The sequence below is a fragment of the Idiomarina sp. OT37-5b genome, from assembly GCF_002968395.1.
Classification (GTDB): domain Bacteria; phylum Pseudomonadota; class Gammaproteobacteria; order Enterobacterales; family Alteromonadaceae; genus Idiomarina; species Idiomarina aquatica.
The window spans coordinates 1,396,301-1,409,389 of the sequence record NZ_CP027188.1; the positions used below are offsets into that span (position 1 = coordinate 1,396,301).

9 protein-coding genes are annotated in these 13,089 nt (G+C 51.5%); 3 read left to right on the forward strand and 6 right to left on the reverse strand.

All coding sequences use genetic code 11. The features are described from left to right. Window positions 1-15 precede the first annotated feature (15 nt). The 6 genes from rpsA to gyrA all read right to left on the reverse strand — a co-directional run bounded on the left by rpsA (window position 16) and on the right by gyrA (window position 8,799). Window positions 16-1,692 (reverse strand): 30S ribosomal protein S1, encoded by a 1,677-nt coding sequence (rpsA, locus tag C5610_RS06515; RefSeq protein ID WP_105306463.1) that lies wholly within the window; start codon window positions 1,690-1,692, stop codon window positions 16-18. A gap of 129 nt (window positions 1,693-1,821) precedes the next feature. Continuing rightward, window positions 1,822-2,511 carry a (d)CMP kinase gene (gene cmk / locus C5610_RS06520; protein WP_105306464.1) on the reverse strand — a complete coding sequence of 230 codons (690 nt, stop codon included), beginning with the start codon at window positions 2,509-2,511 and terminating at the stop codon, window positions 1,822-1,824. Window positions 2,512-2,618: 107 nt separating this feature from the next. Then, complete coding sequence (aroA, locus tag C5610_RS06525) at window positions 2,619-3,929, reverse strand: 3-phosphoshikimate 1-carboxyvinyltransferase (RefSeq protein ID WP_105307732.1); 1,311 nt, start codon at window positions 3,927-3,929, stop codon at window positions 2,619-2,621. Between the two features lie 15 nt (window positions 3,930-3,944). Then, the gene (hisC, locus tag C5610_RS06530; RefSeq protein WP_105306465.1) at window positions 3,945-5,045 is read right to left on the reverse strand and encodes a histidinol-phosphate transaminase; all 1,101 of its coding nucleotides are present in this window, start codon (window positions 5,043-5,045) and stop codon (window positions 3,945-3,947) included. A 51-nt stretch (window positions 5,046-5,096) separates the two neighbouring features. Further along, entirely contained in the window at window positions 5,097-6,185 is a 1,089-nt protein-coding gene (gene serC, locus C5610_RS06535; RefSeq protein ID WP_105307733.1) for a 3-phosphoserine/phosphohydroxythreonine transaminase, read from the reverse strand. Continuing rightward, window positions 6,178-8,799 (reverse strand): DNA gyrase subunit A, encoded by a 2,622-nt coding sequence (gene gyrA, locus C5610_RS06540; RefSeq protein WP_105306466.1) that lies wholly within the window; start codon window positions 8,797-8,799, stop codon window positions 6,178-6,180. Before gyrA ends, serC begins: the two co-directional genes overlap by 8 nt. 213 nt (window positions 8,800-9,012) lie before the next feature. On the opposite strand from gyrA, the gene ubiG reads away from it, so the two are divergent. The 3 genes from ubiG (at window position 9,013) to nrdA (ending at window position 13,082) form a co-directional block, all read left to right on the forward strand. Beyond that, the gene (gene ubiG / locus C5610_RS06545; RefSeq protein WP_105306467.1) at window positions 9,013-9,762 is read left to right on the forward strand and encodes a bifunctional 2-polyprenyl-6-hydroxyphenol methylase/3-demethylubiquinol 3-O-methyltransferase UbiG; all 750 of its coding nucleotides are present in this window, start codon (window positions 9,013-9,015) and stop codon (window positions 9,760-9,762) included. Then, window positions 9,755-10,462 (forward strand): HAD family hydrolase, encoded by a 708-nt coding sequence (locus tag C5610_RS06550; protein WP_105306468.1) that lies wholly within the window; start codon window positions 9,755-9,757, stop codon window positions 10,460-10,462. Before ubiG ends, C5610_RS06550 begins: the two co-directional genes overlap by 8 nt. Window positions 10,463-10,745: 283 nt before the next feature. Further along, window positions 10,746-13,082, forward strand: a complete 2,337-nt coding sequence (gene nrdA / locus C5610_RS06555) for a class 1a ribonucleoside-diphosphate reductase subunit alpha (RefSeq protein WP_105306469.1) — start codon at window positions 10,746-10,748, stop codon at window positions 13,080-13,082. Window positions 13,083-13,089: the final 7 nt, after the last annotated feature.

The following is a 13,089-nucleotide window of genomic DNA, read 5'->3' on the forward strand; positions in this document are numbered from 1 at the left end:
TACGTCATCGAACTATTAGTCGTCGGTTTTAGCCGCTTTAAAGGCGTCAGCCATTGCGCTGTTGATGCCAGAGCTGTCTTGCTGCTTGTTAACCTGCTCAACCGCTTCTTTCTCTTCCGCTTCGTCTTTACCACGAATAGACAAGCTCAGAGTACGGTTTTTGCGGTCAACGCCCATGAAGCGTGCTTCGATGGTATCACCAACAGACAGTTCAGTTGATGCATCTTCAACACGGTCACGAGAGATGTCTGCAGCACGAACGTAACCTTCTACGCTGTCAGCCAGTTCTACTTTTGCACCTTTCGCGTCAACTTCAGTAACGGTACCAGAAACAATAGAACCTTTTTTGTTGGCTGCCAAGTAGTTGTTAAACGGATCTTCTTCCAGTTGCTTGATGCCCAGAGAGATACGCTCACGCTCTGCGTCAACTTGCATGACAACAGCAGTCACTTCTTCGCCTTTCTTATAATCACGAACGGCTTCTTCGCCTGTTGCGTTCCAGCTGATGTCTGACAAGTGAACCAGACCATCAATGCCGCCGTCCAAGCCGATGAAGATACCGAAGTCAGTGATTGACTTGATCTTACCAGTAACTTTCTCGCCCTTGTTGTGGTTCTTAGCGAACTCTTCCCAAGGGTTAGGTTTGCACTGCTTAAGACCCAGAGAAATACGACGACGTTCTTCGTCGATTTCCAGAACCATAACTTCAACGGTGTCGTCCAGGTTAACAACCTTAGATGGGTGAACGTTTTTGTTCGTCCAGTCCATTTCAGATACGTGTACCAGACCTTCAACGCCTTCTTCGATTTCAACGAAACAGCCGTAATCAGTCAGGTTCGTAACACGACCGGTCAGGCGAGTGCCTTCTGGATAACGGTTCGCGATATCTGCCCACGGATCTTCACCCAGTTGCTTAAGACCCAGTGATACACGAGTGCGCTCACGGTCGAACTTAAGTACTTTGACAGTAATTTCGTCGCCAACGTTAACGATTTCGCTTGGGTGCTTAACGCGTTTCCAAGCCATATCAGTGATGTGTAACAGACCGTCAACACCACCCAAATCAACGAATGCACCGTAATCAGTAAGGTTCTTAACGATACCTTGAACTTCTTGACCTTCCTGCAGGTTCTCAAGCAGCTCTTCGCGTTCTGCACTGTTTTCTTTCTCGATAACAGCACGACGAGAAACAACAACGTTGTTGCGCTTCTGATCCAGCTTGATAACTTTGAATTCGAGATCTTTGTTTTCCAGGTGAGCTGTTTCGCGTACTGGACGTACGTCAACCAATGAACCTGGCAAGAAGGCACGAACGCCGCCCAGATCCACGGTGAAGCCACCTTTAACTTTACCGGAGATAATACCGGTAACTGTTGCGTTGTCTTCGTAAGCTTTTTCCAGCTGCAGCCAAGCTTCATAACGCTTAGCTTTTTCGCGTGAAAGAATCGTTTCACCGAAGCCGTCTTCAACCGCGTCCAGTGCTACGTCGATTTCATCACCAACGCTCACTTCCAGTTCGCCGTCCGCATTACGGAACTGCTCTGCCGGGATAGCACTTTCAGACTTAAGGCCGGCATCGACTAAGACCAAGTCTTTTTCGATAGCAACGATAGTACCTTTAACGATCGAGCCCGGGCGAGTTTCTACTTCTTTCAGGCTTTCTTCAAACAGCTGTGCAAAATTTTCTGACATATTAAATATCTTCGCTTTTAGATGACGTCCACTGAACTTCCTGTACAGCGGGGTTATGAATAACGTCTGCGTGTATCCTTACGGCAGACACCTAAATAACTCGCGAAGCCACCGGGCTCAGCGAGTTAGCTAGTCCTTCGACAGTTTGCTGTGTGCAAACGTCAGAATTTCTTCCAGTACCTGATCGATGCTTAAATCGGTGCTGTCCACATACAGCGCATCATCGGCTGGTTTTAGCGGCGCCACGGAACGATTGGTATCGCGTTCGTCACGCTCTTCAATTTCGGTTATTAATTGGTCAATATTAGCATCAAAGCCCTTTTCGAGCAATTGCTTATAACGACGTTGCGCACGTTCTTCCGCCGACGCCGTTAAAAATACCTTAGCATCGGCATCAGTGAACACCACGGTGCCCATGTCGCGGCCATCGGCGACCAAGCCCGGCAGTTCTTTAAAACCCCGCTGGCGGCGCAATAAGGCTTCGCGAACCCGCGGCAATGCTGCAATTTTTGAGGCCATATTACCGACTTGTTCAGTGCGGATGGTCAGTGTCACATCCTCACCTTCGAGAATGATATGGGTAATACCATCGTCTTCCTCTGCCTCAAACTTAACGTCAAGATTCGCTGCCAGGGCAACCAAGCTCTCTTCGTCGTCGGCACTGAAGTCATGATGTAACGCCGCAAGCGCTAACACACGGTAAATCGCACCGCTGTCTAACAGATGCCATCCCAGCTTCTCAGCCAACAGCCGGCTGATGGTTCCTTTACCCGAGCCACTTGGTCCATCAATGGTTATAACGGGGGTATGTGTTGCCATAAAATCCTCAAATTGCCCTGCCTAATCGCAGTATTTAGCCGCGCAATTATACGCATTTGGTAAGTTTTTGCATCCTTAAATACGCCCCGGCCAACGCCGGGACGCGCTTAAGCTACTGGAGGTAAGTTACAGAGGCGTGAAAATTCACTAAAAAACTGCGGATACGTTTTTGCACAACAACCGGGGTCATTAATGGTGACGCCCGCCGTTGAGAAGCCTGCAAGGGCGAAGCACATGGCAATGCGGTGGTCGTCATAGGTATCGATGTGCGCGTGTTGCCAAATTTGAGGCGGATCAATAACCAGGTAATCTTTACCCTCTTTTACACTGGCGCCGGTTTTGCGTAACTCCGTCGCCATCGCTGCCAGCCGATCCGTTTCTTTAACGCGCCAATTTGCGACGTTCCGAATGATGGTGGTTCCGCGCGCAAACAATGCCAGCGGCGCAATGGTCATGGCGGCATCAGGTATTTGATTGCCGTCAAAATCAATGCCTTGCAATGCACCACGGCCACGAACCGTGACTTGATTGGTGCCCCAACTGACGTCTGCGCCCATGGCTTCAACCACCTCGGCGAAGGCAATGTCACCCTGAATCGATGACTGCCCGACACCGTGGATGGTAATCGGTCCGCCGCCCAGAGCGGCTGCCGCCATCCAGTAACTGGCGCCACTGGCGTCACCTTCAACAAAGTAATTCTGAGGCGAACGATAAGCCTGCTGACCCGGAATACGGAATTGATGATCGGTAACCGTAATGATGTCGATGCCAAAGTCACGCAGCATCGCCAGAGTCAGGTCAATATAGGGTCGTGACACCACCTCACCGCTCAATGTCAGCGTAGAGTCCGCAGGCAATAGCGGCAATGCCATCAACAGCGCGCTGATGTATTGACTGGAAACACTGCCGTCAATGACAAAATCACCGGGCTGCAGTCCGCCGGCGATGCCCAGCGGCGGATAGCCAGGGTCACCGAGGTAATCAATCGGCGCCTGCTGGGCACGAAGGCTTTCCACCAGATCTTTGATGGGTCGCTCGCGCATACGCGCATCGCCGTCCAGAACGATACGCTGGTGCGGCTCCAGTGTTGCTGCGAGCACCGCCACCAGCGGACGCATGGCGGTGCCGGCATTCCCCAGCATCAGTCGCTGGGTGGTGTTACGCCAGTGACCGCCGCAGCCATGCACCACCAGCGTGGTTGCATCCTGTTCGTTAATGCTGACGCCGAGTGCCGTCAGCGCCTCCAGCATACGCGCGGTATCATCACTGCGCAGTACATTGTGCAGCACTACCGGTTCCGCACACAATGCGGCAATCAGTAACGCGCGGTTGGCAATGCTCTTCGAGCCAGGCAGAGTAACCTCACCCTGACAGTGACTCAGGTCAGTTAATGTCAGTGTTGCAGGAAGACGACTCAACAACCCACTCCTTGTTTAACGAATGTTGCGCATGGCATCAATGAAGGCTTGGTTTTCTTCGGGCAGCCCAATACTGACGCGCAGATGATTTGGCAGCTCATAACCGGCGACAGGACGCACAATGACGCCTTCGTGCAACAAACGCTGATAAATGTCAGCGGCATTGGCTCCCACTTCGATGGTCAGGAAGTTGCCATGAGACGGGATGAAGTTGAAGCCTTCACTGCGGCAGAACTCGACCAGTTGTTGCATACCCTGCGCATTAACCTCGATTGCGCGTTGCAGATAATCGTGGTCATCCAGTACCACTTCGGCCGCCTTAAGCGATAACGAGTTGACGTTAAATGGCTGACGAATGCGGTTCAGCAGATTCGCGATATCGGCACTGCTGACTGCATAGCCGGCACGCAATCCGGCCAATCCATAGGCTTTCGAGAACGTCCGTGAGACGACCAAATTAGGATAGTGCTGCAACCACTCTACCGATGGCGCGCGATCCGCCTCAGGAACGTACTCATAATAGGCTTCGTCGAGCACCACAATGACGTGTTCCGGCACCTTATCCAGAAACGCTTTAATCTCTGCCGTGCTGAGGAAGGTACCGGTCGGGTTGTTCGGGTTAGCAATAAACACCATCTTAGTGCGTTCATTGATGGCCGCTGCCATGGCGTCCAAATCGTGGCCATAGTCTTTGGCCGGCACCGACACACCCTTAGCGCCAATGGCCTGCGTTACCAACGGATAAACAACAAAGGCGTGTTGTGAGAACACCACTTCATGTTCTGCGCTGACAAAGGTTCTTGCCAGAATTTCCAGCACATCATTAGAACCGTTGCCCAGCGTAATTTGGTCGCTGCCAACCTGATGCAACTCCGCCAGTTTGCTTTTTAAGTAAAAGCCGTTAGCGTCCGGATAACGGATCAAATCGGATAGCTCGCCCTGCAGCGCGGTGCGCACTTTTTCACTCAGGCCGAGCGGATTTTCGTTAGAAGCTAACTTAACCACATGCGACAACCCCAACTCCCGTTGCAGTTCGTCCATGGGCTTGCCTGCCTGATAAGGCTGTAACTTTCTGACTCCAGGATTTGCGGCTGCGGTTGCGTCGAAACTTGCCATGATAACTACCTTTTGTTGTTCTACGTCGTTATTTTTATTGTTATTTCGTGCTTATGCGTTGCGCTGGAACTCATCCATAAAATCGATCAGCGCATTCACCCCTTCCAGCGGCATCGCATTATAAATACTGGCTCGCATGCCACCGACAAAACGATGGCCTTTCAGCCCCATCAGACCAGCGTCCTTTGCCTGCAGCAGGAAGCGCTCATCAAGCCGTTCATCGGCTAGCTGAAACGGCACATTCATGATCGAACGATTGGCCGGGTGAACGCTGTTGCGATAAAAATCGGATTGATCAATATAGTCGTAAAGGGTTTTTGCTTTACGATGGTTCTGCTCACCCATCGCCGCTAAACCGCCCTGCTCTTTGATCCACTGAAACACCAGACCCGCCAAATACCAGGCGAAGGTATTGGGCGTGTTGTACATCGAGCCGTCTTTGGCCTGCAACTGGTAATCCATGATCGAGCTTAACTCGGGTTGGGGATGACCCAGCAGATCCTTGCGCACTATGGCAATGGCAAAGCCAGACGGGCCGATGTTTTTCTGCGCCCCGGCATAAATGACGCCAAAACGGCTGACATCAAGCGGCTCGGATAAAATGTTAGACGACATATCGGCGACAATCGGCGCCTGGATATCGGCGGGGATTTCATGCAACGCGATGCCATCCACCGTTTCGTTCGGGCAATAATGAAAATACGCCGCATTGTCGGACAACTGCCAGTCGCTGCGCGGGGCTATCGCCTTACCATTGCCGGTTTCTACCGTTCCAGCAGCAACATTGACCTCGCGCACGTATTTCTGAGCTTCGCGGATGGCGTAGCCGGACCAGATACCGGTGTCGAGGTAGTCAACCGTAGCCGTCTTCGCCGCAATATTTTGTGGGACGGCCGAGAACTGACCCCGGCCTCCACCTTGCAGAAACAATACTTCGTAGTCGTCCGGCACCGCCAACAAATCGCGTAAATCCTGCTCGGCTTGACGGGCCATTTTGACGTACGCCGGATCCCGGTGAGAAAATTCCATCACCGAGACGCCGGTATTGTTCCAGTTCAACAGCTCTTCCTGAGCCTGCCGCATCACCGCCTTCGGTAACATTGCAGGCCCCGCAGAAAAGTTAAACGGTGCGTTACTCATTGCTTTCGCCTTCATTGGTTTCGCTGCTTGCACTGTTTTCAGCGTCAAGCTCGCCGTCCAGTTCGTCGTCAACGTCCATCTCATCAATGCGTTGCAAACCGACCACCTGCTCATCATCACCGGTACGGATCAAGCGCACACCCTGAGTATTACGGCCAACCACTGATACTTCGTTAACACGGGTGCGCACCAGCGTACCCTTGTTACTGATCAGCATGATTTCGTTGCCGTCGATCACTTCCATAGCGCCGACCACACTGCCGTTACGCTCACTGACTTTGATCGAAACAACGCCCTTGGTTGCCCGGGATTTGGTTGGGTAATCGCCCACCGGAGTACGTTTACCATAGCCATTTTCGGTGACAGTCAGGATAGCGGCTTCCTGATCTTCGTAGCTACGCGGTACAATCAGAGACACCACGCGTTGCCCTTCTTCCAGGCGTATACCACGTACACCGGTGGCGGTACGACCCATTGAACGGACCTGATCCTCTCTAAAGCGAACCACTTTGCCGGCGTCTGAGAACAGCATAATTTCCTGTTCACCGTCGGTAATATCAACACCGATCAGCTCATCACCTTCGTTCAGATTAAGCGCGATGATACCGCCGTTACGTGGGCGTGAATACTCAGGTAACGGGGTTTTCTTAACGGTGCCGTTTTTGGTCGCCATAATGACGAACTTGTCTTCCGGATAGTCTCGTGTCGGCAAAATCGCGGTAATGCGTTCATCGGACTCCAGCGGCAGCAAGTTTACAATGGGCTTACCACGGGACGCACGGCTGGCCAGCGGCAACTGATAAACCTTCATCCAGTAAATTCGGCCATACGTTGAGAAACAGAGGATGGTGTCGTGGGTATTCGCCACCCACAGTCGCTCTATAAAGTCCTCGTCCTTCATCTTCGTGGCCGCCTTGCCTTTACCGCCACGACGCTGCGCTTCATACTCGGTTAACGGCTGGTATTTCACATAGCCTTCGTGCGACAGTGTCAACACCACGTCTTCTTCATTAATCAGGTCTTCCATGCTGATGTCATGCGTGGCTGCGGTGATTTCGGTACGACGTTCGTCACCGAAATTATTGCGAATCTCAATCAGCTCCTCACAAATCACTTCCATCAGACGCTCAGATGAACGCAAAATATGAAGCAATTCAGCGATTTGATCGAGAATGCCTTTATATTCTTCCAGAATTTTTTCGTGTTCGAGGCCAGTCAGCTTATGCAGGCGCAAATCCAGGATCGCCTGGGCCTGCTCTTCGGTCAGGTAATAGTTGCCGTCACGAATACCATACTCTTCCGGCAAGTGATCCGGACGTGCTGCATCAACACCAGTGGCTTCCAGCATTGACGCGACATTGCCCAACTGCCAACTGCGTGAGGTAAGTCCCGCTTTTGCCTCAGCCGGTGTTGGCGAGCGGCGGATCAGTTCGATCACTTCGTCGATATTGGCCAGCGCAATCGCCAGGCCTTCTAAGATGTGTGCACGCTCACGCGCTTTACGCAATTCATACACCGAGCGACGGGTTACCACTTCGCGACGGTGACGAACAAACGCGTTGAGCATGTCATATAAGTTGAACAGGCGCGGCTGACCTTTATCCAGCGCCACCATGTTAATCCCGAACACCACCTGCATCTGGGTGTTGGCGTATAAGTGGTTTAATACCACTTCAGCGACATCGCCGCGGCGGATTTCAATCACAATCCGCATACCGTCTTTGTCCGACTCATCGCGCAATCCGCTGATGCCCTCAAGGCGTTTTTCTTTGACCAGCTCGGCAATTTTTTCGATCAGCCGTGCTTTATTCACCTGGTAAGGAATTTCCGTCACAATGATGCTTTCACGGCCGGATTTTTCATCCACCTCAACTTCGGCTTTAGCGCGCAAGTGAATACGCCCACGACCGGTTTTATAAGCTTCTATGATGCCCGAACGACCAGAAATGCTTGCTGCCGTCGGGAAATCAGGCCCCGGAATGTACTCCATCAGTTCATCGATGGTGATGTCCGGGTTTTCGATCAACGCCAGGGTACCGTTGATGACTTCGTTCAGGTTGTGCGGCGGAATGTTGGTCGCCATACCGACGGCGATACCGGACGAGCCATTGACCAGCAAGTTCGGTACACGGGTTGGTAACACGTCCGGAATACGCTCGGTGCCGTCGTAGTTATCGACAAAATCGACGGTTTCCTTATCCAAATCGGCCAGCAACTGGTGGGCGATTTTTTCCATGCGGATTTCGGTGTAACGCATAGCGGCTGCGGAATCACCGTCCACAGAACCAAAGTTACCCTGACCATCAACCAGGGTGTAACGTAATGAGAATGGCTGCGCCATACGGACGATGGTGTCGTAAACAGCAGAATCACCGTGTGGGTGATATTTACCGATAACGTCACCGACCACACGCGCTGATTTTTTATATGGTTTGTTAAAGTCGTTGCGCAATTCGTTCATCGCGAACAACACGCGACGGTGAACCGGTTTTAAGCCGTCGCGTACATCCGGTAACGCACGGCCGACAATCACACTCATCGCGTAGTCAAGGTAGGAGCTCTTAAGCTCATCCTCAATATTGACGGGTGATACTTCTCTGGCAAGATCGCTCATAGTTAGATCCCTAAATCCCTAACACATTGCCCAACGGTCATTTTTTGATGCACATCGATGCGGCATCAAAAAACTACGCTAGTTCGTTGTTATAATGATCTGGTCATTGTACCCATACCAATTCATTCTCGCACCCTCTTTTTAACAATCCAGCGCTGCGGTATGCTATGCACCATGATTCGATGCATAAGGTAGCGCTCAGCGCTTGCACTCATGACCCAAAACGACCATTTTTCAAACACTCAGAATGTTGACCCTGGCGAAATCGATAAGTTTTCTGCGCTTGCATCGCGCTGGTGGGATCCGGAGGGTGAATTTAAACCACTGCACAAAATCAACCCGTTACGGTTGGACTTTATCGAGCAGCACGTCAACGGGCTGTTTGCTAAGAAGGTCGTCGACGTTGGCTGTGGCGGTGGCTTACTGACCGAGGGCATGGCGCAACGCGGTGCTAACGCCCAGGGCATTGACCTGGCTGAGCAATCACTGGAAGTAGCACGCCTGCATGCGCTTGAGAGTCAATTAAACATAGACTATCAATGCATTTCAGCAGAGCAATTCGCCAGCCAGCATCCCCAGCACTTTGACGTTGTCACCTGCCTGGAAATGCTTGAACACGTGCCCGACCCGGGCTCGATTGTGAAAGCCTGTGCAGCCATGGTAAAACCGGGGGGCACGGTGTTTTTCTCAACCCTAAACCGTAACGTAAAAAGCTGGTTGCTGGGTATTGTAGCTGCCGAGCATATACTGCGCTGGGTGCCAAAAGGCACCCATGATCATCAACGCTTTATTAAGCCGTCGGAACTCCTGGCAATGACCGATGCAGCAGGACTGCAGGCGCAGGCCATGAACGGTATCGTCTATCATCCGTTACAAGGTTTTAAACTCAGTGCTCAGGATGTTGATGTCAACTACATTATTGCCTTAACAAAACCTACGCTGACGGTGGGCAACCATGCGTAACCAGGACAACAAACCGGTAGCCGCGGTATTATTCGACCTCGACGGTACGCTGCTGGATACAGCACCAGATCTCGGTGCGGCGTTAAATCATGTCTGTCATTTGCATCAACGTCCGGCGGTGCCGGCTGAGCGGTTTACGCCGTATGCCTCGCACGGCTCCCGCGGGCTGCTGAATTTAGTCTTTGCCGACGACATTGCCGCCTCGCAGGAGCAGTTGCTGCCGCAACTACGGCAACAGTTTTTAAGCTATTATCACGACAACATTGCCACCCATACCCGCCCTTACGACGGTATTGCGGAACTGCTGGCCGCCCTGCAGGAGGCCGATATTAAAGTGGCGATAGTCACCAACAAGCCGATTGCACTAACCCACAGGTTGCTGCCTCACTACCCGGAATTCGCTCACATTGAGGTGGTGGTCGGCGGCGATACGTTACCGGTAGCCAAGCCTTCTCCGGAACCCCTGCTGCATGCGGCCGAACAATTAGGTGTTCATGCTCACAGTTGCCTGTACGTCGGCGACGCCGAACGTGACATTCAAGCAGGCGTAAATGCGGGCATGGCAACGGTACTTGCTGCCTATGGTTACATCAGTGATGAAGACCAACCGCAGCGTTGGGGTGCCGATTACACCATTGAAACGCCGCAGCAATTATTACGCATACTTTCCGTCGCTGACGCATTGACACAATCGCTATAGAATTGCTGCGACTAAGAAAGCAAATTTACAGACAAAAAAATTATATGCCACTGTCCCCGGCGCAAACGCAAGTAGCTTAAGCGTTGTGAGAATCTATCGCATTTTGCAACATAAATTTCTTATTATTTTGACGTAAATTGACTTGATCACAGGGGACGTTACTTCTAGCATACTGAGTAATCCTTCACCCCTAGATATTGTGTTCATTCGTTAATCAGAAGGTTTTTTACACAATATCTTGTGGCTACACTTATATAACAAATAGATAAGAGTCGGCGCTAAAATGAACGATCAACTATTCGTCACCAAACGCAGTGGTCAACGCGAACCTTTAAACCTCGATAAGATCCACCGTGTCATCATGTGGGCAGCAGAAGGCCTTCATAATGTGTCTGCATCTCAAGTCGAAATTAAGTCCCATATTCAGTTTTACGACGGCATCAAGACTGAGGACATTCACGAAACTATCATTAAAGCAGCGGCGGATTTGATCTCCGAAGAGGCGCCGGACTACCAATATATGGCGGCTCGGCTGGCCATCTTCCACCTGCGTAAACGTGCGTATGGCAAATTTGAGCCACCGCGCCTGTATGATCACGTCAAAAAAATGGTTGCGGAACACCGCTACGACGAGCACTTGCTGGACGATTACAGCGAGCAGGAGTTCGACCAGATGGATGAGATCATTGATCACTGGCGTGACATGAACTTTTCCTACGCCGCGGTGAAGCAGTTGGAAAACAAGTACCTGGTGCAGAACCGTGTTACCGGTGACATCTACGAGAGCGCTCAGTTCCTCTATATTCTGGTCGCCGCATGCTTGTTTGCCAACTACCCTAAAGCAACGCGGATGGAGTACATCAAGCGTTTTTACGACGCTACGTCGACCTTTAAGATTTCGTTACCGACGCCCATCATGTCAGGTGTTCGTACTCCAACACGGCAATTCTCATCGTGCGTTCTGATTGAAACCGGCGACAGCCTCGACTCCATTAACGCGACGGCCAGTGCCATCGTTAAATACGTTTCACAGCGCGCCGGTATTGGTATTAACGCCGGTCGTATCCGCGCTCTGGGTAGCCCAATTCGCAATGGCGAAGCCTTTCACACCGGTTGTATTCCGTTTTATAAGTACTTCCAGACAGCGGTTAAAAGCTGCTCTCAAGGCGGTGTTCGCGGTGGTGCCGCCACCCTGTTCTACCCACTTTGGCACCTCGAAGTGGAAAGTCTGCTGGTACTGAAAAACAACCGTGGTGTTGAAGAAAACCGTGTTCGTCACCTGGACTATGGCGTACAGTTTAACCGTCTGATGTATCAGCGCTTGATCAAAGACGATTACATCACGCTGTTCAGCCCATCCGATGTTCCGGGTCTGTACGATGCCTTCTTCGAAGATCAGGATCAGTTTGAGCGCCTGTACGTGCAATATGAGCAGGACGAAAGCATTCGTAAGAAGCGCATTAAAGCGATTGAGTTATTCAGTCTCTTTATGCAGGAGCGCGCCAGTACCGGCCGCATTTACGTGCAAAACGTTGACCACTGCAACACGCACAGTCCATTCGACTCGAAAGTGGCGCCGGTGCGTCAAAGCAATTTATGCCTGGAAATCGCACTGCCGACTAAGCCTTTACGTCACGTTAATGACGAAGAAGGTGAAATCGCACTGTGTACCCTGTCTGCCTTTAACCTGGGTAAGATCGAAAAGCTCGAAGATTTTGAAGAGCTGGCTGACCTCGCCGTACGAGCTCTCGACAGCCTGTTGGACTATCAGGAATACCCGGTGCCGGCAGCCTACAATGCCACCATGAACCGTCGTACGCTGGGTATTGGTGTCATTAACTTCGCCTACTACCTCGCCAAGCACGGTGTCAGATATTCCGACGGTTCAGCCAACGCGCTGGTGCACAGAACCTTTGAAGCGATGCAGTTCTACTTGATGAAGGCGTCGATGAACCTGGCAAAAGAAAAAGGTCAGTGTCCGAAGTTCAACGAAACCACCTATGCAAAAGGCATTATGCCGATCGATACCTATAAAAAGGATCTCGACGCCATATGCAACGAGCCGCTACAGCTGGACTGGGCGCAATTGCGCAAAGACATTCAGCAGTACGGTATGCGTAACTCAACCTTGTCGGCGCTGATGCCGTCGGAGACCTCTTCGCAGATTTCCAACGCCACTAACGGTATTGAACCACCGCGTGGGTTCGTCAGCGTGAAAGCGTCAAAAGACGGTGTTACCAAGCAGGTGGTTCCGGATTACGAGAATCTGAAAGATAAATACGAGCTGTTGTGGCAAATCCCGAATAACAAAGGCTATCTGCAACTGGTCGGTATCATGCAGAAATTTATCGACCAGACCATTTCGGCCAACACCAACTATGACCCGAGCAAGTTTGACGCCGGTCGTGTACCGATGAAGCAACTGCTGCAGGATCTACTGACGGCTTACAAGATGGGTGTTAAAACGCTTTATTATCACAACACTCGCGATGGTGCAGCCGACAATCAGGCCGATATTGGCGAGGCGCGCAAACAGGCGAATAAACCGCAGGCACAAAGCCCGGCAGAAGTTGTTATCGAAGAAGATGACGATTGCGCCGGCGGTGCTTGTAAGATTTAAGCGAAGG

Bases quoted from the DNA above. Each gene is read 5' to 3' on its own strand.
- rpsA (WP_105306463.1), bottom strand. From the start codon at position 1,692: ATGTCAGAAAATTTTGCACAGCTGTTTGAAGAAAGCCTGAAAGAAGTA.
- cmk (WP_105306464.1), bottom strand. From the start codon at position 2,511: ATGGCAACACATACCCCCGTTATAACCATTGATGGACCAAGTGGCTCG.
- hisC (WP_105306465.1), bottom strand. From the start codon at position 5,045: ATGGCAAGTTTCGACGCAACCGCAGCCGCAAATCCTGGAGTCAGAAAG.
- serC (WP_105307733.1), bottom strand. From the start codon at position 6,185: ATGAGTAACGCACCGTTTAACTTTTCTGCGGGGCCTGCAATGTTACCG.
- gyrA (WP_105306466.1), bottom strand. From the start codon at position 8,799: ATGAGCGATCTTGCCAGAGAAGTATCACCCGTCAATATTGAGGATGAG.
- ubiG (WP_105306467.1), top strand. From the start codon at position 9,013: ATGACCCAAAACGACCATTTTTCAAACACTCAGAATGTTGACCCTGGC.
- C5610_RS06550 (WP_105306468.1), top strand. From the start codon at position 9,755: ATGCGTAACCAGGACAACAAACCGGTAGCCGCGGTATTATTCGACCTC.
- nrdA (WP_105306469.1), top strand. From the start codon at position 10,746: ATGAACGATCAACTATTCGTCACCAAACGCAGTGGTCAACGCGAACCT.